This window comes from Mesorhizobium sp. B3-2-1 (assembly GCF_006439515.1).
In the GTDB taxonomy this organism is placed as follows: Bacteria; Pseudomonadota; Alphaproteobacteria; order Rhizobiales; family Rhizobiaceae; genus Mesorhizobium.
The window spans coordinates 152,039-174,916 of record NZ_VFTI01000009.1; the positions used below are offsets into that span (position 1 = coordinate 152,039).

The 22,878-nt window shown below is 63.6% G+C and carries 22 protein-coding genes and 1 riboswitch; of the genes, 13 read left to right on the top strand and 9 right to left on the bottom strand.

The features are described from left to right. Positions 1-74 precede the first annotated feature (74 nt). The 4 genes from FJW08_RS12150 (at position 75) to FJW08_RS12170 (ending at position 4,445) form a co-directional block, all read left to right on the top strand. On the top strand, positions 75-857 hold the full coding sequence (locus FJW08_RS12150; RefSeq protein WP_140754729.1) for an outer membrane protein: 783 nt from the start codon (positions 75-77) through the stop codon (positions 855-857). Between the two features lie 202 nt (positions 858-1,059). Continuing rightward, positions 1,060-2,235: a phosphoserine transaminase gene (locus FJW08_RS12155; RefSeq protein WP_140810735.1), complete on the top strand. Its 1,176-nt coding sequence runs from the start codon at positions 1,060-1,062 to the stop codon at positions 2,233-2,235. A 64-nt stretch (positions 2,236-2,299) separates the two neighbouring features. Continuing rightward, entirely contained in the window at positions 2,300-3,901 is a 1,602-nt protein-coding gene (gene serA / locus FJW08_RS12160; RefSeq protein WP_140810736.1) for a phosphoglycerate dehydrogenase, read from the top strand. Between the two features lie 226 nt (positions 3,902-4,127). Beyond that, positions 4,128-4,445 carry a hypothetical protein gene (locus FJW08_RS12170; RefSeq protein ID WP_140754723.1) on the top strand — a complete coding sequence of 106 codons (318 nt, stop codon included), beginning with the start codon at positions 4,128-4,130 and terminating at the stop codon, positions 4,443-4,445. A gap of 35 nt (positions 4,446-4,480) precedes the next feature. On the opposite strand, the gene FJW08_RS12175 is transcribed toward FJW08_RS12170, so the two are convergent. Next, positions 4,481-5,398 carry a DMT family transporter gene (locus FJW08_RS12175; protein WP_140810737.1) on the bottom strand — a complete coding sequence of 306 codons (918 nt, stop codon included), beginning with the start codon at positions 5,396-5,398 and terminating at the stop codon, positions 4,481-4,483. 212 nt (positions 5,399-5,610) lie between these two features. Between FJW08_RS12175 and FJW08_RS12180 the strand changes: the two genes are divergently transcribed. Both FJW08_RS12180 and FJW08_RS12185 read left to right on the top strand, forming a co-directional pair. Further along, positions 5,611-6,909 carry an adenylosuccinate synthase gene (locus tag FJW08_RS12180; protein ID WP_140810739.1) on the top strand — a complete coding sequence of 433 codons (1,299 nt, stop codon included), beginning with the start codon at positions 5,611-5,613 and terminating at the stop codon, positions 6,907-6,909. Positions 6,910-6,984: 75 nt separating this feature from the next. Continuing rightward, entirely contained in the window at positions 6,985-8,736 is a 1,752-nt protein-coding gene (locus FJW08_RS12185; RefSeq protein WP_140810740.1) for a hypothetical protein, read from the top strand. A 26-nt stretch (positions 8,737-8,762) separates the two neighbouring features. Here the strand turns inward: FJW08_RS12185 and FJW08_RS12190 are convergent, their stop codons facing one another. The 4 genes from FJW08_RS12190 to FJW08_RS12205 form a co-directional block, all read right to left on the bottom strand. Next, on the bottom strand, positions 8,763-9,062 hold the full coding sequence (locus FJW08_RS12190; RefSeq protein ID WP_140754715.1) for a CcdB family protein: 300 nt from the start codon (positions 9,060-9,062) through the stop codon (positions 8,763-8,765). Further along, positions 9,062-9,304: a type II toxin-antitoxin system CcdA family antitoxin gene (locus tag FJW08_RS12195; protein ID WP_140754713.1), complete on the bottom strand. Its 243-nt coding sequence runs from the start codon at positions 9,302-9,304 to the stop codon at positions 9,062-9,064. Before FJW08_RS12195 ends, FJW08_RS12190 begins: the two co-directional genes overlap by 1 nt. Positions 9,305-9,386: 82 nt before the next feature. After that, on the bottom strand, positions 9,387-11,207 hold the full coding sequence (locus FJW08_RS12200) for an ABC-F family ATP-binding cassette domain-containing protein (RefSeq protein WP_140810741.1): 1,821 nt from the start codon (positions 11,205-11,207) through the stop codon (positions 9,387-9,389). Between the two features lies 1 nt (position 11,208). Further along, positions 11,209-11,853, bottom strand: coding sequence for a thiamine diphosphokinase (locus FJW08_RS12205; RefSeq protein WP_140810742.1), 645 nt, complete (start codon positions 11,851-11,853; stop codon positions 11,209-11,211). An 87-nt stretch (positions 11,854-11,940) separates the two neighbouring features. Further along, positions 11,941-12,055: riboswitch (TPP riboswitch) on the top strand. Between the two features lie 43 nt (positions 12,056-12,098). Between FJW08_RS12205 and thiB the strand changes: the two genes are divergently transcribed. The 4 genes from thiB to FJW08_RS12225 all read left to right on the top strand — a co-directional run bounded on the left by thiB (position 12,099) and on the right by FJW08_RS12225 (position 17,316). Continuing rightward, positions 12,099-13,097, top strand: a complete 999-nt coding sequence (gene thiB, locus FJW08_RS12210; RefSeq protein ID WP_140810743.1) for a thiamine ABC transporter substrate binding subunit — start codon at positions 12,099-12,101, stop codon at positions 13,095-13,097. Positions 13,098-13,220: 123 nt separating this feature from the next. Next, positions 13,221-14,840: a thiamine/thiamine pyrophosphate ABC transporter permease gene (thiP, locus tag FJW08_RS12215; RefSeq protein ID WP_140810744.1), complete on the top strand. Its 1,620-nt coding sequence runs from the start codon at positions 13,221-13,223 to the stop codon at positions 14,838-14,840. Then, positions 14,833-15,609, top strand: coding sequence for a thiamine ABC transporter ATP-binding protein (gene thiQ / locus FJW08_RS12220; protein ID WP_140810746.1), 777 nt, complete (start codon positions 14,833-14,835; stop codon positions 15,607-15,609). The genes thiP and thiQ overlap by 8 nt, the downstream gene beginning before the upstream one ends. Positions 15,610-15,846: 237 nt before the next feature. Beyond that, positions 15,847-17,316 (top strand): M48 family metalloprotease, encoded by a 1,470-nt coding sequence (locus tag FJW08_RS12225; RefSeq protein WP_140754701.1) that lies wholly within the window; start codon positions 15,847-15,849, stop codon positions 17,314-17,316. 16 nt (positions 17,317-17,332) lie between these two features. Here FJW08_RS12225 and FJW08_RS12230 read toward each other — a convergent pair whose 3' ends face one another. Then, on the bottom strand, positions 17,333-18,196 hold the full coding sequence (locus FJW08_RS12230) for an RNA polymerase factor sigma-32 (RefSeq protein WP_140754699.1): 864 nt from the start codon (positions 18,194-18,196) through the stop codon (positions 17,333-17,335). Positions 18,197-18,514: 318 nt separating this feature from the next. Between FJW08_RS12230 and FJW08_RS12235 the strand changes: the two genes are divergently transcribed. From FJW08_RS12235 to FJW08_RS12245, 3 genes are all read left to right on the top strand, one after another. After that, complete coding sequence (locus FJW08_RS12235) at positions 18,515-19,288, top strand: amino acid ABC transporter substrate-binding protein (RefSeq protein ID WP_140810747.1); 774 nt, start codon at positions 18,515-18,517, stop codon at positions 19,286-19,288. 136 nt (positions 19,289-19,424) lie between these two features. Then, the gene (locus tag FJW08_RS12240) at positions 19,425-20,105 is read left to right on the top strand and encodes an amino acid ABC transporter permease (RefSeq protein ID WP_013892562.1); all 681 of its coding nucleotides are present in this window, start codon (positions 19,425-19,427) and stop codon (positions 20,103-20,105) included. Beyond that, a complete protein-coding gene (locus FJW08_RS12245) occupies positions 20,102-20,872 on the top strand; it encodes an amino acid ABC transporter ATP-binding protein (protein ID WP_140810748.1) in 771 nt (256 codons plus the stop codon). Before FJW08_RS12240 ends, FJW08_RS12245 begins: the two co-directional genes overlap by 4 nt. Positions 20,873-20,953: 81 nt before the next feature. Here the strand turns inward: FJW08_RS12245 and FJW08_RS12250 are convergent, their stop codons facing one another. The 3 genes from FJW08_RS12250 to FJW08_RS12260 all read right to left on the bottom strand — a co-directional run bounded on the left by FJW08_RS12250 (position 20,954) and on the right by FJW08_RS12260 (position 22,869). Beyond that, a complete protein-coding gene (locus FJW08_RS12250; protein WP_006327799.1) occupies positions 20,954-21,535 on the bottom strand; it encodes a CarD family transcriptional regulator in 582 nt (193 codons plus the stop codon). A gap of 370 nt (positions 21,536-21,905) precedes the next feature. Then, a complete protein-coding gene (fdxA, locus tag FJW08_RS12255; RefSeq protein ID WP_140735514.1) occupies positions 21,906-22,244 on the bottom strand; it encodes a ferredoxin FdxA in 339 nt (112 codons plus the stop codon). Between the two features lie 235 nt (positions 22,245-22,479). Next, a complete protein-coding gene (locus FJW08_RS12260) occupies positions 22,480-22,869 on the bottom strand; it encodes an RNA-binding S4 domain-containing protein (protein ID WP_140810749.1) in 390 nt (129 codons plus the stop codon). Positions 22,870-22,878 lie beyond the last annotated feature (9 nt).

Below are 22,878 nucleotides of genomic sequence, written 5' to 3' on the forward strand. Positions count from 1 at the left end.
TGGTTAACAATGCTTCCTGAAACGATGGCTGCCGCCGTGATCGCAGGTGTCGCCAAATCCGGGAGTCGGGGACCATGACACTCATATCGCGTACTGCGCTGGCGCTTGCCGGATTCGGCCTCCTGCCGCTGACATCGGCACTCGCCGCCGACTACGATCCGCCGGTCTATGTCGACCAGGCGCCGGATTATGTGCCGGTCGAAGTCGGCTCAGGATGGTATCTGCGCGGCGACGTCTCCTACCTGGTGGAGAAGAGCTTCAAGAACGGGGATTTTACCTTCCCGTCAACGATCAACAACGAGAGCTTTGGTGAGAGCGAAGACGCATATTTTGCGAGCGTCGGCTTCGGATATCATTTCAACGATTACCTCCGCGCCGATCTCAATTTCGGCTATCTGCCCGGCAACAGCGCCAGTGTCAGTTATGATGATTCAGCTGTCGTAACGTCGCCTACATTGCCGCACGTGGGGTCGGCATCGCTGAAGAACTATGCCTTCTCGGGTATGCTCAACGGCTATGTCGATCTTGGCACCTATGTCGGGATCACGCCCTACATCGGCGCCGGCATCGGTGTCGTCCGCAGCACGCGCAAACTTTCGGCGACCTACATCGATTACAATGACTCGGCCAACAATCTCACCCAGCAGGACAACAAGAACCAGTACTCCCTGGCTTACACACTGAATGCCGGTCTGGCTTACCAGGTGTCGAAGAACGTTTCCGTCGATCTGGGCTATCAGTATTTCTCGGCACCCGACGCCGAATATGTGACGGCCGAAAGCCTGACCTCCTTCCCGGTCAAAAAGGGGATCAGCAATCACCAGGTCAAGCTCGGGTTGCGCTACGACCTCTGGTAGGCTTGGGACAATTCAGGATTTTGACGGCGGATCCTCGTGGTCCGCCGTTTGCGTTTGAAGTTCACGCGATCCTGATCGCGGACCGCCTGTGTCCTGGCAGCGACAAAAACTTTTCTCTTGACGCCCGTGGCCTGAACGCATATCGCCGTCCGTGGGCCACCCCTCCCCAACGAGGGGCCACTATCTGGAAGGATAGACCACGATGACGACGCATACGAAGCCCGGACTCCGTCCGGCAAATCCCAATTTTTCCTCAGGTCCGTGCGCAAAACGTCCCGGCTGGTCGGTCGAGGCGCTGAAATCCGCCGCGCTCGGCCGTTCCCACCGCGCCAAGATCGGCAAGACCAAGCTCGAGCAGGCGATCGCGTTGACGCGCGAGATTCTCAACGTCCCGGCCGACTACCGCATCGGCATCGTGCCGGCCTCCGACACGGGTGCCGTCGAGATGGCGCTGTGGTCGCTGCTCGGCGAGCGCGGCGTCGACATGGTCGCCTGGGAAAGCTTCGGCTCCGGTTGGGTCACCGACGTGGTCAAGCAGTTGAAGCTGCCCGATGTGCGCAAGATCGAGGCCGGCTATGGCGCGCTGCCGGACCTCGCCAGGATCGATTTCGACCGCGATGTGGTCTTCACCTGGAACGGCACGACCTCGGGCGTGCGGGTGCCGAACGGCGACTTCATTCCGGCCGATCGCAAGGGCCTGACCATCTGCGACGCCACTTCCGCGGCCTTCGCGCAAAGGCTCGATTTCGAGAAACTCGATGTCGTGACGTTTTCCTGGCAGAAGGTGCTGGGCGGCGAGGGCGCGCATGGCATGCTGATCCTGTCGCCGCGTGCCGTCGCACGGCTGGAGAGCTACAAGCCTTCATGGCCGCTGCCGAAAATCTTCCGCCTGACCTCGGGCGGCAAGCTGATCGAAGGCATCTTCAAGGGCGAAACCATCAACACGCCGTCGATGCTTTGCGTCGAGGATTATCTCGACGCGTTGAATTGGGCGAAGTCGATCGGCGGCCTCGATGCGCTGATTGCCAGGGCGGATGCCAATGCCGCCGTGCTCGACCGGTTCGCGGAAAGATCCCCCTGGCTCCGCCATCTCGCCGTCGCGCGGGCGACGCGGTCGAACACGTCGGTCTGCCTGTCCTTCAGCGACCCGGATATCGCGGCGCTCGACGCTGACGGGCAGGCTGCGTTCGCCAAGGGGCTTGTCTCGATGCTCGACAAGGAAGGCGTCGCCTACGACATCGGTTCCTATCGCGATGCCCCGCCGGGATTACGCATCTGGTGCGGCGCAACCGTCGAAACATCCGATCTTGAAGCGCTGCTGCCCTGGCTCGACTGGGCCTTCGCCAGCCAGAAGGCGTCGCTGAAAGCGGCTGCCTGAGCTATTCCGCGGCGGCCCGAGGGCCGCCCGTTCCCGGATCAATCCCATTTTCAAGGAGGCCGCCATGGCGCCCCGCGTTCTCGTCTCTGACAAACTCTCTCCCACCGCCGTGCAGATCTTCAAGGATCGCGGCGTCGAGGTCGACTATCTGCCCGACCTCGGCAAGGACAAGGAAAAGCTGCTCGAAGTGATCGGCCAGTATGACGGCCTCGCCATCCGCTCGGCGACCAAGGTCACCGAGAAGCTGATCAACGCCGCCACCAATCTCAAGGTCGTCGGCCGCGCCGGCATCGGCGTCGACAATGTCGATATCCCGGCCGCCAGCCGCAAGGGCATCATCGTGATGAACACGCCCTTCGGCAATTCGATCACCACGGCCGAGCATGCGGTGGCGATGATCTTCGCGCTGGCGCGACAGATACCGGAAGCCAATGCCTCGACCCATGCCGGCAAGTGGGAAAAGAACCGCTTCATGGGTGTCGAGATCACCAGCAAGACGCTGGGTGTGATCGGCTGCGGCAATATCGGCTCGATCGTCGCCACGCGCGGCGTCGGGCTGAAGATGCATGTGATTGCCTTCGACCCGTTCCTGTCGGACAGCCGCGCCGAGGAGCTCGGCGTCCAGAAGGTCGAGCTGGACGAGCTCTTCGCCCGTGCCGACTTCATCACGTTGCATACGCCGCTGACCGACAAGACGCGCAACATCATCGATGCGGCGGCGATCGCCAAGATGAAGGACGGCGTGCGCATCATCAATTGCGCGCGCGGCGGGCTGGTCGTCGAGGCCGACCTGGTCGCGGCGCTGAAAAGCGGCAAGGTGGCGGGCGCCGGCGTTGATGTGTTTGAGGCCGAGCCGGCGGAGAACAATCCGCTGTTCGGCATGGAGAATGTCGTGGCCACCCCGCATCTCGGTGCCTCGACCACCGAGGCGCAGGAGAATGTCGCGCTGCATGTCGCCGAGCAGATGAGCGACTATCTGATCAAGGGCGCGGTCTCCAACGCCATCAACATGCCTTCGATCACCGCCGAGGAGGCGCCGCGGCTAAAGCCCTTCGTCAAGCTCGCCGAGGTGCTCGGCGCCTTTGTCGGCCAGGTCACCGAGGATCCGATCAAGGAGGTCGAGATCCTGTTCGACGGCTCGACCGCGACGATGAACACGCGCGCCTTGGTGAGCGCCGCCCTTGCCGGCCTGATCCGGCCACAGGTGTCGGACGTCAACATGGTGTCGGCACCGATCATGGTGAAGGAGCGCGGCATCATCGTCGCCGAGGTCAAGCGGGACAAGTCGGGCGTGTTCGACGGCTATATCAAGCTCACCGTGACGACCGAGCACAGGACGCGCTCGATCGCCGGCACCTGCTTTTCCGACGGCAAGCCCCGCTTCATCCAGATCAAGGGCATCAACCTCGACGCCGAGGTCGGCCAGCACATGCTCTACACCACCAATGCGGACGCGCCCGGCATCATCGGCCTGCTCGGCACGGTGTGCGGCGAGAACGGCGTCAACATTGCCAACTTCCAGCTCGGCCGCAACCGGCCGGGCGGCGACGCCATCGCGCTGCTCTATCTCGACGCGCCGTTCCCGGAAAAAGTGCTGGAGCAGGTGCGGGGCCACAAGTCGATCGACTCGGCAAAGCGCCTCCAGTTCGACGTGGGCGGGATTTAGCCTCCCGCACCTTCCCAGGTGAAAAGCACACGACGCCCCGTTTGCCGGCATGCATGCGGGGCGTTTCCATGACCGCTGGAGCGCCCGAAGACGCTGCGCGTCACGCCGGCTATGGCTGCTGGCGTTGCAAACAAGCTTTGGGAAATCAGCGATATTGTCGCGCTGATTGAGGCTAAAGAGGCGGAGAAACCTCTGGTTCGCGGTCCGTAAAAAAACGGAGAGAGAATTGAAATACGAATGGGCTGACAATCCCCACTTGGTTCTTCCAATTACAGCCTGTTTCGTGGTGCTGGTGCCAAGTTTCGCAGCCGTGTTTATCTCACTTCTGAGCATAATTGTGCGGACCAATTTGTTTGGCCCAATAGATGAGAAAAACCTCCCTTGGAGCGAACGTCTCGGGCGGCGTAATGCAAGACTGTACGCTGAGTTCTTCTCACCCCGCTTCCGGACGGCGCGCCGGGTCATGGCGTATGGTGTTATCTGCTATCTCTGCGCGTTCGGCGCGGCCTTTCTCATTGTGACGGTCTTCGGCCACCCGTCCTGATCGCCAATTTCAAACTGACCCACTGCCGGAAAGCGCTACGCGCGCTTCCTGGAATTGCTCTGGCCGGAAGCCATCTTGCGCCCGCTGTGTTCGGCGAGCCCGATGCCGCCCAGGACGAGAACCAGCGCCAGCGCCTGATAGAGCTGGAACGTCTCACCGACAATCAGCACCGAAAGCAGCGTGCCGAAGATCGGCACCAGATTGATGAACAAGCCGGCGCGGTTGGCGCCGATCAGCTCGTTGCCCCTGATATAGGTTATCTGCGAGATGACCGAAGCGCCGATCGCCGTATAGACGATGACGGCCCAGCCGCGCGCATCGGGCACGATCACCTTGCCGGCGGCGGCCTCCCACAGGAAGAAGGGCAGCGAGGTGATGAGTGCTGCGAACGACATGGCCAGCATCAGGCTCTGCCAGCGCATCGCCGGCTTCAGCCGCAGCCCGACCGAATAGCCGCTGTAGAGAACGACCGCGACCAGCATGATGGCGTCGCCGAAATTGAGCTCCAGCGTCAGCAGCCGGCGCGGATCGCTATGGCTGGCCGTCAGGATGACGCCGAAGATGGTCAGCACCACGCCGGCGATCTGCGCCCAGTTCACGCGCAGGCGGAAGAAAACGAAATTGGCTGTCATGATCAGGATCGGCATCGCCGCCTGTTCGATCGAGACGTTGATCGCCGTGGTGTAGTTGAGCGCGGTGTAGAAGATGGTGTTGAACAGAGTGAAGCCGCTGGCGCCCAGCGCCGCCAGCACGAACCAGTGCCTGCGCACGACAGGCCAATCCTCCTGGATCGTGCGCCAGCCGATCGGCAGCAGGATCGCCACGGCCAGCATCCAGCGCAGGACGACCAGCGTCATCGGCGAGACGTGGTCGACCGCCAGCTTGCCGGCCACCGAATTGCCGCCCCACAGCAAGGTGGTGAGCAGCAGGAATATGTAGGCGCTTCGATGCATCGCGGGCTTCCGGCCGCGGGAATGGGCTGCGGTGTTTGCCGGCCTATTGCCCCCGTCAGCCCAAGTAAATGATGTCAAAGCCGGAAATTGTTGTGCCTCAGGGCATTTTTGGCGGCAAAGAAAGGTCGCACTCGCGAGGTCTTGACGCTATAGAGGCCTGTCGTTTCGAACCATATCCAAGCCGCGCGGCGGCGTCTCAAGGGAAAAGAAACATGGCCAATGTGGTGGTCGTCGGCTCGCAGTGGGGCGACGAAGGCAAGGGCAAGATCGTCGACTGGCTGTCGGAGCGTGCCGATGTGGTGGTGCGTTTCCAGGGCGGCCACAATGCCGGCCACACGCTGGTCGTCGACGGCAAGGTCTACAAGCTGTCGCTGTTGCCCTCGGGTGTCGTGCGGGAAGGCAAGCTGTCCATCATCGGCAATGGCGTGGTCTTCGATCCGCATGCTTTCGTCGCCGAAGTGGAGAAACTGAAAGGCCAAGGCGTGGACGTAACGCCGGATCGCCTGAAAATAGCCGAAAACACGGCGCTTATCCTGTCCGTACACCGGGAGCTGGACGGATTCCGCGAGGATGCCGCTTCGAATTCCGGAACGAAGATTGGCACGACCCGACGCGGTATCGGCCCCGCCTACGAGGACAAGGTGGGCCGGCGCGCCGTTCGGGTGATGGATCTGGCGGATTTGGAAACTTTGCCCCTGAAGGTAGACAGGCTGCTGACGCACCACAATGCGCTGCGTCGCGGGCTCGGCCATGACGAAGTCACGCATGACGCGATCATGCAGGAATTGACCTCGGTCGCGAACAACATCCTGCCCTATATGGACCGCGTCTGGAAGGTGCTCGACGACAAGCGCCGTGCCGGCGAGCGCATCCTGTTCGAGGGCGCGCAAGGCACGCTGCTCGACATCGACCACGGCACCTATCCGTTCGTCACCTCGTCCAACACGGTCGCCGGCCAGGCCGCAGCCGGCTCCGGCGTCGGCCCGGGCGCCATCGGCTATGTTCTCGGCATCACAAAGGCCTACACCACGCGTGTCGGCGAAGGTCCGTTCCCGACCGAGCAGAAGAACGAGATCGGCGAGTTCCTCGGCACACGCGGCCATGAATTCGGTGTCGTCACCGGGCGCAAGCGCCGCTGCGGCTGGTTCGACGCGGTGCTGGTGCGCCAGGCGGTCGCCGTCAACGGCATCAAGGGCATCGCGCTGACCAAGCTCGACGTGCTCGACGGGCTGGATGAGATCAAGGTCTGTACCGGTTACAGGCTCGACGGTGAGACGATCGACTATTTGCCGGCAAGCCAGGGCGCGCAGGCCCGCGTCGAACCCATCTATGAGACGCTGGATGGCTGGAAAGGCACCACCGCCGGCGCACGCAGCTGGAACGATCTCCCGGCTCAGGCCGTCAAATATGTCCGATACATCGAGGAGCTGATCGGCGCGCCGGTCGCACTCCTCTCCACCAGCCCGGAACGGGACGACACGATACTTGTGACCGATCCGTTTCAAGACTAGTTTCTGAAGCCTTTCCGGGCATCGCGGCTGATTTGCGGGGGCCGGCGCGGAGGCAAAATACAGGTCGACTGAAGCATGGCAGATTTCGTTGCTGTTCTGAAAAACGCATTCGAGAAGCATGGCGACGAGACGCCCGAGAAGCGTACGCGCATCTATAACAGTGTTCGCGCCATGCTGGCGAAGAAGCTTGCGGACTATTCGCCGCCGCTGGCTCCCGAGGCCATAGACAAGCAGAAACGCTCGCTGGACGACGCCATTGCCGGCGTCGAGCGGGACTATGCCAAGAGTGTGCCGGAAACGGATCCGCTCGCGGAACTGGAACACATCTTTTCCTCCATCGACCGTAACAAGAACCAGCCGACCCACGTCAAGCAGCCGGCCAAGGCGGAATCGGCTCCCGCTCCTTCTCCGTATCGGCCCGCCCCTGCCGCGGCCAGCCCGGAGCCGTACAAACCGGCGCAGCCCGTGGCGAATCCCGAGCCCTACCGGCCTGCTCCAACCGCCAAGGCCGAGCCAGGCTGGCAAAGGCCGACGCCGGTGCAGCCCGCTCCGGAGTTTTCGGAAAAGACCTTGCCGGGGATGGACGCGGATCGGGACGATGACCGGGACGATGTCTTTGCCGATGACGAAGCGCCGGAGGGCGCCGACACTTTCGAGCGTTTGCGCCCGGCCGAACGCAAGCGCAGCTATGGCGGGTTGATCGTCGCCGTCGTCGCATTGCTGGTCGTTGCCGGCGGCGGTTACGGCATCTGGCTGAACAAGGATGCCTTCGGCAAGATGCTGGGCCTGGGCGGCAGCAAGGTTGTTGCCAAGACCGAACCGGTGAAAACGACGCCGGCCAAGCCGGCGACCGATGCCGCGGCCACGCCACCGGCGCCCGCGACCGGCGCCGAGGGCCCGAAATTCACGCAGCGGCTGACGCCTGAAGGCGGCGAAACCGACCCCGGTCCGGCGGGCGGGCAGAGCGGCATAGGCGAGGGCGAGTCCGTCGCCGCGCTGACGACGCCGCCAACGGCAACGAATGCGCCGGCCACGGCAGCGCCGGCGGTTCCCGCTCCGGCTACCAATACGCCGGCTACCGGTACGCCTGCGCCAGCCGCGACCACGCCCGCGGCGGGCACACCGCCCGCAACACCATCCGCCAACGGAACCCTGGCCCCGGCCGGTGCGGCCGCCGCCACACCGCCGCCCGCGCCGGCAGGCGCAACGCCGCCCGCGACGGCACCGGCAAGCGCCGCGCCGGCGGCACCGGCCGCGGCGCAAACCTCGGTTCCGGTCGGCCAGAAGGCGATCTTCTATGAGGAGCGCACCAGCACTGCCCAGGGTTCGGCCGAGCCCGGCAGCATCGTCTGGTCGCTGGTGCAGGAATCGCCCGGCGGCGACCTGCCGCCAGAGCCGGCGATCCGTGCCGAGGCGACCATTCCCGGCAAGGACATCCAGTTGCGCATGACCATCCGCCGCAACACCGACAAGACCCTCCCGGCCAGCCACATCATCGAGATGATCTTCCTGACGCCCGACGGCTTCGAGGGCGGCGGCGTCGACAACATATTGCGCGTCGCCATGAAGAGCTCGGAACAGGATGCCGGCAGCCCGCTCATCGGCATCCCGGCCAAGATCGCCGACGGCTTCTTCCTCGTCGCGCTCAACGACACCAAGGCCGACGAAGACGCCAACATGACCCTGCTGCGCGGCCAGGACTGGATCGACGTGCCGGTGGTCTACAAGACCGGACGGCGGGCATTGCTGACCATGGAAAAGGGCCTTCCCGGCGAGAAGGTGTTCGACGAGGCGATCAAGGCCTGGCAGGCCAAGACGGCGGGCTGAGAAGGCGGCGCAACGGTCGCCTTCGTTCAGAAACCCTGAAAAAGCATGTCGAGTGCGGCGACGATATCGTCGTGATGCTTTGTCAGGTTCAGCCGACTTTCACCCAATTCGCTTGCCGGGACGGTAGCAATCAGGTGTGTCGCCATAACCAGCTTCCGGCCGTTGATGTCGAAGATCGGATGAAGCTTTCGCATCGGCGGCGGCACCGTTGCGACCGGCAGCAGCGGGATGACTACCCGCGTCTTGAAATTGTCGAGCAGGTCGGATTGGACGTCGAGCAAATAGTTGCCTTCGACGCGACCGGCGAAGACATCATAGCGCGGCATCAGAACTGCCGGTACTCTTCCAACGGGATGCCGTTTTTGTCGATGTAGTCGTTCCACGCATCTATCGTGGGGCGGTTCTCAAGCTTCCACAGCCTCGTTTTCTCGGCCGCCACCGCTTCCGCGATGCCGGCCTCCGCAGCGCGCGAGACGTTCACATCAAGCCCCTTGGCTTCCCTCATGAGGTTCGAGTCGATCGACAGATTTGCTGGCTGACGGACCGCATTCAAGGCAATCTTACGCATGGTGGCCTCCGCAACATGCGCATAATATATGCGCATTCCGATATGGAGGCAATCAAATCAGGCTGCCTCGACTGCGGCGGACCTACCCTTCCATCTCTTCCCGCAGCATCTCAAGCTCCAGCCATTCTTCCTCGAGTGCCGCCAGCGTCGCGCGCTCCTTGTCGAGGGCGGCAATGGTCTTCTGGAACGATGCCGGATCGCGCTCGTAATAGGCGGGATCGGCGATGTTGTTCTCCAGCCGCGAGATCGACGCGGTCACCGCCTCGATCTTCTTGGGCAAAGAGTCCAACGCGAACTTCTGCTTGAACGACAGTTTCTTAGCCGGCCCTTTTGGCGTTGCCGGCTCGCTCTTGCCTGGTGCCGGCGCATCGCCGGCTTCTGCCTTGGCGCGCGCCTTGCGGTCGTCGAGCCTAGTGCCGCCGCGCTGCGCCAGCATATCTGAATAGCCGCCGGCATATTCGACCCAGTGGCCGCCGCCATCCGGCGCAATGATGCTGGTCACCGTACGATCAAGGAAATCGCGGTCGTGGCTGACCAGGATGACGGTGCCGGCAAAACCGGCAACCAGTTCCTGCAGCAATTCCAGCGTCTCCATATCGAGATCGTTGGTCGGCTCATCGAGCACCAAAAGGTTCGCCGGCCGCGCCAGCACGCGCGCCAGGATCAGCCGCGCCCGCTCGCCGCCGGACAATTCGCGCACCGGCGTGCGTGCCTGTTCCGGCTTGAACAGAAAATCCTTCATGTAGGAGACGACATGGCGCTGCTCGCCATTGATGACGAGGTTTTCGCCGCGCCCGTCAGTCAGATACTGTGCCAATGTCTCCTGCGGATCGACTGCCTCGCGCTTCTGGTCGAGCGTGGCGATTTCCAGATTGGTGCCGAGCCGTACCGATCCGGCATCAGGCGCCAACTCGCCGGTCAGCATCTTCAGAAGCGTCGTCTTGCCGGCGCCGTTCGGCCCGACAAGGCCGACGCGGTCGCCGCGCTGGATACGGGTCGAGAATCCCTTGACGACGGTGAGGTCGCCAAAGCCCTTCTCGATGTTCTTGGCTTCGATCACAAGCTTGCCGGATTCGGCGGCGTCGCTTGCCACCATGGTTGCCGAGCCCTCGGCGCCGCGATGGCCGCGAAAGCGCTGGCGCATGGTCTGCAATTCGCCCAACCGGCGCATGTTGCGCTTGCGCCGCGCCGTCACGCCATAGCGCAGCCAATGCTCCTCGCGCACGATCTGGCGGCCCAGCTTGTGCTGCTCGCGCTCTTCCTCTTCCAGCACCAGGTCGCGCCATTCCTCGAAATGGCCAAAGCCCTTGTCCAGCCTGCGGGTCTGGCCACGGTCGAGCCAGATGGTGGCGCGCGACACGCGTTCGAGGAAGCGGCGGTCGTGCGAGATCACGATGAGCGCCGAGGAAGTCCGGACGAGCTCTTCTTCCAGCCATTCGATGACAGACAAATCGAGATGGTTGGTCGGTTCATCAAGAAGCAGAATGTCGGGCTCGGGCGCCATGACACGAGCAAGCGCGGCGCGCCTGGCCTCGCCGCCGGACAGGTCGCCCGGCCGCTCCTCGCCCGACAGGCCGAGATGCTCCATCAGATAGCTGGCGCGATAGGGATCGTCGGCCGGCCCTAGTCCGGCCTCGACATAGGCGCGCACATTGGCGAAGCCGTCCATGTCGGGCATTTGCGGCAGATAGCGTACTGTCGCAGAAGGCTGGCGGAACACCTCGCCATCCTGCGGTTCGATCAGGCCGGCGGCGATCTTGAGCAGCGTCGACTTGCCGGACCCGTTGCGGCCGACCAGCGCGATCTTGTCGCCGGCCGAAGCGGTCAAGGCGGCGCCGTCGAGCAGCGGCGTGCTGCCGAAGGTCAGTCTTATCCCGTCGAGATTGAGAAGAGGCGGGGCCATGTCAGCTTTCGGGCAATGGATAGGGATGGGCGAGCAGCAGTGCGCGGCCATGGCCGAGCGCGATGTCGAGGCGGCCCTTGACCTCGTTGGAAATGGTCAGCGACGAACCGAAAGCCACCTCGACCTTGTCGAGCGGCCATTTGGCGCCGGTTACGGTCAGGCCGGAGAGTTCGGAAAAGCCGAGTATCGAAAACAGCGTGCCGTCGGCATAATCGAAGCCGGCCCTGCCGAGCAGCAAGGGGACAGCTTCCTGGGCGCCGCTGGTCAGAAGCACAGCTGTTCCGGCCTCGGCCAGCCGCAGGCCAAGCGCCAGATGCAGGAAGGCGTGATCGGCGCGCTTGCCGCCGAAGGCGCCCGCCAGCACAAGACGAGTCGCCCCGCGCTCGAGCGCTGCCGCGATCGCCAGTTCGCCGTCGGTCTTGTCCTTTTCCGCCGGGAAGGTTTGCCGGGGCACGGCGGCGAGACCTTCCGGCAGATCGGCCGGCACGGAATCGAAATCACCCACCCACAGTTCCGGGACAAGGCCCAGCATCGGTGCATGGCCGATGCCGGCGTCCGCGGCGATGACGCGCGAGCCTTCGACCTGGCGGTCGAGCCGGGGCGTGCGGATGAGATCGCCGCCAAGCAGGATGGTGAATGTGCTCATATCCTGTCGCCCTTACCAGCCCGGCACGGGAAACGGAAGGCGGCAAACTCCCACTTGCGCGTCCCATCAGCCGGGCCTATGTGTCGAAACGCTCTAACGGGGTGCCGGACGCGACTTTCGCGGGCCGGCTGAGAGGTAGTCTCGCCAACCCGCTGAACCTGATCCGGTTTGTACCGGCGGAGGGATTAGACGTTTCGGACAATCCGACGCCTCAATTCCTTTCAACGCAAACGAAGGAGGCGCCGATGCGCACGCTTTTATATTCTCTCGTCGCAGCCGTGGTAGTGACCCTGTCCGGGCCGGCTTTGGCCAAGGACAAGCTTACCGTTTATACCTATGAGAGCTTCACCGCCGACTGGGGTCCAGGCCCGGTGGTAAAGAAGGAATTCGAGGCCGAATGTGACTGCGATGTCGAATTCGTCTCGGTCGCCGACGGCGTGGCGCTGCTCAACCGTGTCAAGCTCGAAGGCGCAGCGACCAAGGCCGACATCGTGCTTGGCCTCGACACCAATCTCACCGCCGATGCCAAGGCGTCGGGCCTGTTCGCGCCTCATGGCACGGTGAGCGATGTCAATGTGCCGGGCGGCTGGAGCGACGATACTTTCGTCCCCTTCGACTACGGCTATTTCGCCGTCGTCTATGATACCGAGAAGCTCAAGACGCCGCCGAAAAGCCTGAAGGACCTGGTCGAGGGCAGTGCCAATGACAAGATCGTCATCGAGGACCCGCGCACTTCGACGCCGGGCCTCGGCCTGCTGTTGTGGGTGAAGTCGGTCTATGGCGACAAGGCACCGGAAGCCTGGGCCAAGCTCAAGGCCAAGGTGCTGACCGTGACGCCGGGCTGGAGCGAGGCCTACGGCCTGTTTACCAAGGGCGAGGCGCCGATGGTGCTGTCCTACACCACCTCGCCGGCCTACCACATGGTCGCCGAAAACACCGAGCGCTACCAGGCGGCATCCTTCGAAGAGGGCGAGTACCTGCAGATCGAGGTTGCCGGCATCACCACCACGGGGGCCAAGAACCCGCTGGCGGCCAAGTTCATGGCTTTCATGACCGGGCCGAAATTCCAGGACGCCATCCCGGAGAGCAATTGGATGTTCCCGGCCGGCAAGACCGACAAGCCGCTCAACCCCGCCTTCGACAAACTGGTCAAGCCGACCAAGACCTTGCTGTTCAGCCCCGAGGAGGTCGCCGCCAACCGCAAGGCCTGGGTGGACGAATGGCTGGCGGTGATGAGCAAGTAGGTTTTGTGGGCTAATCTCGTGAGATGACCGCTCTACGGCGCCCCCCTCTGTCCTGCCGGACATCTCCCCCACGAGGGGGGCGCCAAGGAACACAATGTTTCCCAAGTCGATCGTTGGTTCTCAGTGCAACGCGCATCTGATCCCCGCATCACCGCCGGCATCACCGCGCTCGCGGCAACCACACTGCTGATCGGCGGCGCTTTTGCCGGCCTTTTCATCGAAGGCGCCCACGATTTTTCCGGCGCCTGGGCCGCCTTCGATCCTTACCTCTTCCGTGTCGTGCGCTTCACGCTCTGGCAGGCGGCCCTGTCGACGCTGCTCTCGGTCGGGCCCGCCCTGTTCGTGGCGCGGGCGCTGTCGCGGCATCCACGTTTCCCCGGCCGCGCCTTCATCCTGCGGCTCTTCGCCGTGCCGCTGGCTCTGCCGGCGGTCGTCGCGGCGCTCGGCATCCTAGCGCTCTACGGCCGCGCCGGCTATTTCGCCGGTCTGTTCAACTGGGTTGGCGGCCGGGACTGGCCGGGCATCTATGGCCTGTCCGGCATTCTCGTTGCCCATGTCTTCTTCAACCTGCCGCTGGCCACCCGCCTGCTCCTCGAGGCGCTGCAGACCATTCCCTCAGACCAGTGGCGGCTGGCGAGCCAGCTCGGGATGGGAGCGCGGCCGGCATTCCGGCTGATCGAATGGCCGACGCTGCGCGCCGCCTTGCCCGGCGTCGCCGGACTTGTCTTCATGCTCTGCATCACATCCTTCACCATCGTGCTGACGCTTGGCGGCGGGCCGGCCGCGACGACGCTGGAGGTCGGCATCTATCAGGCATTGCGCTTCGATTTCGATCCCGCGCGGGCTGTCGCGCTGACATTGCTGCAGATCGGCTTGACCTTCACCGTGGTGCTGGCGCTGACCCGGCTCGGCGCCAATGTCGTCGGCGACACCAACCTGCCGGTCGCGCCGCGCCGCTATCTCTCGGTCAACAGGACCGAGGCCTCGCTGAACGCTATCCTCATCGTGTTGGCTTCGCTCTTCGTTGCCGGGCCGATGGCGGCGACCGTGGCGGCCGGATTGGGCGCCGATCTCGGCCGGCTGGCCGGCGAGGCCACTGTCCGGCAGGCGACACTGACCAGTGCCGTGCTCGCTTTCCTGTCGGCGCTGCTTTCGGTGATGCTTTCGCTGGCCCTGACCATGGCGCGCCGGGCGCTGGCGCTGAACCGCCGCTCCGGCCCAAGGACACTGCTCGAACATGCCACCGATACCGGCGCCGGCTTTGTGCTGGTCGTGCCGCCGATCGTCATCGGCGCCGGCTGGTTCCTTCTGTTGCGCCATGTCGGCGATGTCTTTGCCATCGCCCCGCTCATGGTCGTCACCGTCAACGCCGTCATGGCGATGCCTTTCGCGTTGCGCGCCATCCGTCCCGCCTATGACGCGGCAAGCGAGCGTCACGAACGGCTCTGCGCGCAGCTCGGCATTTCCGGCTGGGCAAGACTGCGGCTGGTCGACTGGCCGTCGCTGCGGCGGCCGCTCGCCACCGCCTTTGCGTTCGCCATGGCGCTGTCGCTTGGCGATCTCGGCGTCATCGCCCTGTTCGGCAGTGATTCCGTGCAGACCTTGCCCTACCTTCTCCTGGCTCGCATGGGCAGCTACCGCACGCAGGACGCCGCCGGCCTGGCACTGCTACTCGGCCTTGTCTGCCTGGCACTGGTGCTGGCAGCGGACCGGCTGGGAAAGGGGATGGCCCGCGATGTTTGACAGGGCTGCTGACGGCAAGGGGGTTACGGTGCGGCTGGACAAGGTCTCGTTCAGTTATGGCGAGGCATTGTTCGCCTTCGATGTCGAGTTCACGGCTGCGCAAATCACCGCCATCATGGGGCCGAGCGGTTCGGGAAAGTCGACGCTGCTCAATCTGGTGGCGGGGTTCGAGACGCCGAGATCCGGGCGCCTGCTGATCGGCGGGGCCGATGTCGGTTGCGAGCCGCCGGCCGTGCGGCCGGTGTCGATGGTGTTCCAGGAGAACAATCTTTTCGCGCATCTTTCCGTCGAGCAGAATGTCGGGCTCGGCCGTTCGCCATCGTTGCGACTGACCGATGCCGACCACGCCGATATCGCGGAGGCGCTTGGGCGCACCGGCCTTGCCGGCAAGGAGAAGCGGCTGCCGCGTGAACTTTCGGGCGGTGAGCGCCAGCGCGTCGCCCTGGCTCGCGTGCTGGTGCGTGACCGCCCGGTGCTGCTGCTCGACGAACCCTTCGCCTCGCTCGGACCCGCGTTGCGCGACGACATGCTCGACCTGGTTGCCAGCCTCCATGCCGAGCGTGGCATGACGTTGCTGTTCGTCACGCACCAGCCGCAGGATGCCCGCCGGATCGGCCAGAAGGTGGTGTTTCTGGACAATGGCGCCGTCGCCGCCACAGGCACCTCCGACGATTTCTTTGCAGGGGCTGGTCCGGAGGCGTTCCGGCGCTACATCGGTGCGGCTGCCGGAGATGCCTTATCACGAGATATTGCCCGGAAGCGGACATAATTTACGCTCAAACCGGCCCGAGGCGATGTGGCGCTTGCTTGCCATGACTGGAGTAGTGTGGCTAGGTCCGCTCGATACCGGTCCGGCACAGGCCGTGATTTGCCTACAGCATCTGCTGCCCGCCCCGAGCGCGCGACCGACGCTGTAGCAGTTTGTTTTGCGCATGACACGGTCCGTTGGCCATGCGCAAGGACCTGAAAGGAAGCCATTCTGGCGATCGGCGCTGACAGGCTACGAATGAATCCGCTGGCGCGCTTTCTCGCGCTCGCCGGCTTTGCCGTGGCGCTGGCAAGCTGCCAGATGTTTACGCCTCCGGAAGTCCAGGAATCCGGCTTCCAGCCATCCGACAAGCCGATCACGGTGGACAATGTCGCCGCCAACAACAAGCTTGCCGAACTCGCCAAGGCGCAGCATCCGCGTATCCTGGCGACCTATGGTGGCGAGTATTCCGATCCCAAGCTCGAGCGCATGGTCGCCAAGGTGGTCGGCAATCTGACCGTGGTGTCGGCTAACCCGACCCAGACCTATCGCATCACCATCCTCAATTCGCCCAACGTCAACGCTTTCGCGCTGCCGGGCGGCTATCTCTACATCACGCGCGGCCTGTTGGCGCTGGCCAATGATTCGTCCGAGCTCGCCGCCGTCATCGCGCATGAAATGGGACACGTCACCGCCAATCACGGCCTGCAACGCCAGCAGCTGGAGGCCGAGGAAGGCCTTGCGACCAAGGTCGTTTCCGATGTGCTCGGCGACAGCCCGACCGCCAAGGCAGCACTGATCCGCGGCAAGCTCAGGCTGGCGCAGTTCTCGCGCAACCAGGAACTGGAGGCTGACGCCATTGGCATCAAGTCGATCGGCGAAGCCGGCTACGATCCCTATGCCGCCGGCCGCTTCCTGCAGTCGATGTCGGCCTACACCGATTTCCGTTCGATCAGCGGTGCCACGGACGCCAGCCTCGACTTCCTGGCCACGCATCCCAGCACGCCGCAACGCATCGATCTGGCACAGCGCCACGCCCGCCAATTCGGCGCGCCCGGTTTCGGCACGCGCGATCGCGATTCCTTCCTCGCCGGCATAGACGGCCTGCTTTATGGCGACACGCCGGAAGAGGGCTATGTGCGCGGGGAAACCTTCCTGCATCCGGGTCTCGGCGTGTCGTTCACGGTGCCGGACGGTTTCATCATCGACAATTCGGCGGCAGCGGTGACGGCAACGGGTCCGGGCGACATAGCGATCCGCTTCGACGGCGTTTCGATCGACAAGAACCGCGCCTTGACCGACTATATCAGAAGCGGCTGGGTGGCCGGCCTCGACGACAGCACCGTCAAGCAGGAAACCATCAACGGCAATGAGGCCGCGACCGCGCATGCCGGCGCCGAAGGCTGGCAGTTCGACATCGCGGTGATCCGTGCCGGCGGCCAGGTCTACCGACTGCTGACCGCGGCCCCCTCGGCCAGCGCGTCGCTGGAAACGGTGGCGCGCTCGGTCAGTGGCTCTTTCCACATCCTCAGTCCCGCCGAAAAAGCGGCCCTGAAGCCGCTGCATATCCGTGTGCTTACGGTGCAGCCAGGACAGACCATGGGTTCGCTTGCCGCGCAGATGGTGGGCGTCGACCGCAAGCTCGACCTGTTCCGCGTGCTCAACGCGCTGTCGCCGGGGGCCGCGGTTTCGGCCGGCGACAAGGTCAAGATCGTCACCGACAAGTAAGCGCCGTTGCGCGAGATCAGGCGGCAGTCGCCATGAATTCCGGGTTCTGCTTCACCAGCGCGACCTTGAGCTTTTCCAGGGCGCGGGCTTCGATCTGGCGGACGCGTTCCTTGGAAATGCCGAGCGTCTCGCCGAGTGCCTCGAGCGTGGCGCCCTCGTCGGTAAGCCGGCGTTCCTCGATGATGCGGAGTTCGCGGGCGTTGAGCGCTTGAAGCGCCTCCTTCAGCCAGAGCGCGCGGCGCGCGATATCGATCTTGTCGCCGACAATCTCGTCGGGCAAGGGATCGTCCGAGACCAGGAAGTCCATCCGCTCGGTCGCACCCGCATCGTCGGCAAGCGGCACGTTGAGCGAGGAATCGGGCGCCGACAGGCGCGAATCCATCAACGCCACATCAGCTTCGGAAACGCCGAGCGCAACCGACACCTCGCGGTAGAGGGTTGTGTTGGAGAGTGGTTCGGCGCCGTTCGCGAGACGGGCGCGCAACCGCCTCAGATTGAAAAACAGGGCCTTTTGCGCCGAACTGGTGCCGCCGCGCACGATCGACCAGTTGCGCAGGATGTAGTCCTGCATCGAAGCGCGAATCCACCACGTCGCGTAGGTCGAAAACCGCACCTCGCGCTCGGGCTCGAAGCGAGCGGCGGCCTCGAGCAGACCGACATGGCCTTCCTGGATCAGGTCGCCGAGAGGCAGGCCGTAGTGACGGAATTTCGAGGCCATGGAAATGACCAGCCGCATATGGGCAACGGTGATGCTGTGCAACGCATTCTGATCGTTGTCCTGTTTCCAGAGCAATGCAAGCCGATGCTCCTCGTCGCGCTCAAGGTAAGGCGCCCTCATTGCCGCGCGGACCATGACCCGACCTGCCGTGTCTTCCATCATAAGGCGCTCCTTGGCTCAGGCGTGCGAATGACAAACTGGCAAGAACCGGCTTGAAATGACGGCGTCGTGCCCTAGAACAGCCAAAACTGCCATGCGCGGGAAAGGTTCCGCTGGAGCAGGCAAGCGAGCGATGACGTCCGGGCAATTTCGGCACGGCTGCCCGGACTTCCGATGCTGCAAAGAAATTTCTTTTGGAGTATTTGATTTTCAGAACTGAGCCTTTTTGAAATTTCGTTCCTTATTTTTTCGATCCGCATCTGTCATTTTCCAGCCCTCACAACATGCCTGACATCAGGCCAAGGACGGGATCACAGAAAAATGAAATGGCTCAAGTCGCTCATTATCGCCGGAACGCTGCAGGCCCTGGCGGTCACATCGGGCCATGCCGGCGCCAATCTCGACCAGATCAAGCAGGCTGGCGTCATCAAGGTCGGCACGGAAGGCACTTACGCTCCCTTCACCTATCATGATGCATCCGGAGCGCTCGTCGGCTTCGACGTCGAAATCGCCAAGGCGATCGCCGAAGAGCTCGGCGTCAAGGCGGAGTTCCTCGAGGGCAAGTGGGACGGCCTGATCGCCGGCCTCGACGTCAAGCGATATGATGCCGTCATCAACGAAGTCGGCATCACCGATGCCCGCAAGGCCAAGTACGCTTTCTCCGATCCCTACATCGCCTCCAAGGCGGTGCTGATCGTGCGCGGCGACAACACCGACATCAAGACCTTCGCAGATCTCAAGGGCAAGAAGGCGGCGCAGTCGCTGACCTCCAATTTCGGCAAGCTGGCCGAATCGAATGGCGCCGAACTGGTCGGCACGGATGGCTTCGACCAGTCGATCCAGCTGCTTTTGACCGGCCGCGCCGACGCCACCATCAATGACAGCCTGTCGTTCCTCGACTTCAAGAAGCACAAGCCCGACGCCAATGTGAAGATCGCCGCCCAGGAAGAGAATGCCGATTACTCCGGCGTCATCGTGCGCAAGGGCGATCCGGAGCTGGTCGCGGCCATCAACAAGGCCCTTGCCGACATCAAGGCCGACGGCACCTACCAGAAGATCGCCGACACCTATTTCGGCCAGGACGTCTCGAAGTAATCATAAAGCGGGGCGAGTAGCCGCCCTGCAGCCCATCCAGCGGCGAGCCGTCTTTGACGGCTCGCCGCTTTTGTCGTGATATGGCTGACGCATTCGCGCTTCGATGACGCTGCCCGTCCATTCCGGAGGATATTTCGTGCCGCACTGGCTGCAACTGATGCTGGAGTCGCTGCCCTCGCTGCTGTGGGCAGCGTTGATCTTCACCGTGCCGCTGACGCTGCTTTCCTTCGTGCTCGGCCTGACGGTGGGGCTGGGCGCGGCGCTCGGCCGGCTGTTCGGGCCGAAGCCGCTTGTGGCGCTCGTGCGCTTCTATGTCTGGATCTTCCGCGGCACGCCTCTCCTAGTGCAGCTGTTCCTGATCTTCTATGGCCTGCCGTCGGTCGGCATCCTGCTCGATGCCTTTACCGCGGCGCTGATCGGCTTCACGCTCAACATCGGCGCCTACACGTCGGAAATCATCCGCGCGGCGATCGGCTCGGTGCCGAAAGGCCAGTGGGAGGCCGCCTATTCGATCGGCATGACCTGGAGCCAGGCGATGCGGCGCACCATCCTGCCGCAAGCCGGCCGGGTGGCGGTGCCGCCGCTCTCCAACACCTTCATCTCGCTGGTCAAGGACACGTCGCTGGCCGCCGCCATCACCGTGCCGGAGATGTTCCAGGCGGCGCAGCGCATTGTCGCCACCACCTATGAGCCACTCATCCTCTATGTCGAGGCGGCGATCCTCTATCTGGCGATGAGTTCGGTGCTGTCGGCCTTGCAGACGCGGCTGGAGGAGCGGCTCAACCGCTATGGCGGCTTCCTGGAGGCACGCTCATGATCGGCCTCGCCAACATCGAAAAACGCTTTGGCGACAATCTTGTGCTGAAGGGGGTGACGGTTGCCATCGCCGAGGGCAGCGTCACCGCGCTGGTCGGTCCTTCGGGCGGGGGAAAAAGCACGCTGCTGCGCTGCATCAACCTCTTGGAGATCCCGACCTCGGGCATGGTGCGGATCGGCGACGAGACGCTCGAGTTCCGCCCGGGTGGCAAGGTGCCGGCGGCGGACATAAGGCGCCTGCGCCTGCAGACCGGCATGGTGTTCCAGAATTTTCAGCTGTTTCCGCATCGCTCCGCCATCGAGAATGTCATGGAAGGCTTGGTTACGGTGCTCAAATGGTCGCCCCAGCAGGCACATGAGCGGGCGGCCGCGCTGCTGGAGAAGGTCGGCATGGCGCACAAGGCCGACGCCTGGCCGGCGACGCTGTCAGGTGGCCAGCAGCAGCGCGTGGCGATCGCGCGGGCTCTCGCCCCGTCGCCGAAAGTGCTGCTGTGCGACGAGCCGACCTCGGCGCTCGACCCCGAACTGGCGCAGGAAGTTGTCGACGTGCTTGGCCAACTCGCCAGCGAAGGCACGACCATGGTGATTGCGACGCATGATTTGCGCCTCGCCTCCAAGATCGCCCAGGAAGCGGTGTTCCTCGACGCTGGCGTCGTGGTCGAGCAGGGACCGTCCGCCACGCTGTTCGGCAATCCGGAGCGCGAACGGACCAAGCGGTTCATCGCCACGCTGAAGCAGGAGGCGGCGGAGAAGGGCGGTGGCGCATAAGCGCGGTATCCGCAGCAATCCCAAAGACAAAAAACCCGGCGCGAGGCCGGGTTTCGTTAACTCAACTCGAAGGCGAAAAGCTCAGGCAGCTTCTTCCTGCTCGGCTTCCTCGTTGTCGGCCTTGGCGCCACGCTTGGGGCCCTTGTTGAGGTTGACCTCGATCAGGCGCACGGCTTCGGTTTCCGACATGCGGTTTACGGCCGCGATCTCGCGAGCCATGCGGTCGAGCGCCGCCTCGTAGAGCTGGCGTTCGGAATAGGACTGCTCCGGCTGGTTGTCGGCGCGGTAGAGGTCGCGCACGACTTCCGAGATCGAGATCAGGTCGCCCGAATTGATCTTGGCATCATATTCCTGGGCACGACGCGACCACATGGTGCGCTTGACGCGGGCGCGACCCTGCACGACCTTCAGCGCACGCTCGACATAATCCTCCTCCGACAGCTTGCGCATGCCGATCGAGGTCGCCTTGGCGACCGGCACCTTCAGGCGCATCTTGTCCTTCTGGAAGTCGATGACGAACAGTTCCAGCTTGTGACCGGCCACTTCCTGCTCGTCGATCGAGACGATCTGGCCGACGCCATGCGCCGGATAGACGATGTACTCGCCGGTCTTGAAACCGTGACGCGCGGCTGTGGACTTCTTCTGCGGGGTTATCGTTGCCATTACGCCCTGAACTCCTTGTTGTGTGCCGGCGGCGGTGCCGGCTGAACTCACGTGATCGGTGTCACCCGATCATTAGCCGCACAACAGATGAACCCACCGGAAAGGCCGGGACCGGCAAACCGCACGAACTGCGACCGCCTGGCCCAGATCGCTCTGGTCCGGAATGGGATTTTCACCTTTCAGTGATTTGGGGCGTCTGCGCCATAAATCGACGTTGTGTCACCGGCATGTTTCGCTGATGTAACACAAAAAGTCGGAAGAATCAAGGTTTTGCTGCGTAAGCGAAGGCCACAACCGATCGCCGCCTGTCAAGGCGGTTAATCCGACGTGCCTGTTACGCTGCGTCATACAAGCCTTTACAGCGGTGTTGTCAATCGCCTTCGCCGGGCTCGGCGGAGAAGTATTTCTCGAACTTGCCGGTCTCGCCGTCGAAGGTCTTGGCGTCGGCCGGCGGCTCCTTCTTGGCGGTGATGTTGGGCCATTTCTCGGCATATTCGGTGTTGATCTGCAGCCATTTGTCGAGGCCGGACTCGGTGTCGGGCTTGATCGCGTCGGCCGGGCATTCCGGCTCGCAGACGCCGCAGTCGATGCACTCGTCGGGATGGATGACGAGCATGTTCTCGCCTTCGTAGAAACAGTCGACAGGACAGACCTCGATGCAGTCCATATATTTGCATTTGATGCAGTTGTCGGTCACGACATAGGTCATCGGTCGGCTCCGGGATGTCCCGTTTTTGTTGGCTTTTTTGTGAGGTAACGCCTTTGTCGGCCGCTTGCAAGGGTGGCTATTCCCAGTGGCGCCAGGGTTTGGGAATGGAATTCCAGGTGGGCGGTGCCGCGAGGGCCCGACATGCCCACAGGCCGTCCCGTTTGCCGGTCCCGGTTCTGCTTTTTGTTTGTCGTTTGCCCTGGGAAAACACACCCCCGCGTCTGGTCGGCAAGGCTCAATCTTCGTCGAGCAATCGGTCGGTCTGGCGGCGCTCTTTCTTGGTCGGGCGGCCGCTGCCTGCCTCGCGCAGCGCCGGGATAGCATCGGGAAGTGCGTCGGCCTTGGCTGCGGCGGGCGGCGGCGACATGTCTTCATAAAGAGTGCGAGCTTCCTCGGCAGGGCCGCGCCGCACACCAGCGCCGAGCACCTTCCAGACGAAGATACGCCGGTCGAGCGTGATGGTCAGCACGTCGCCTGGCTTGACCAGATCGGAAGCCTGCGCTGCTTTGTCGCGATTGATGCGCACGCGACCGGCGACTACCAGTTTGGCCGCCAGTGAGCGCGATTTCACCGCGCGCGTGAAGAACAGCCATTTGTCGATGCGCTGGCGGCCTTCCGCAACCATCGACGCGAG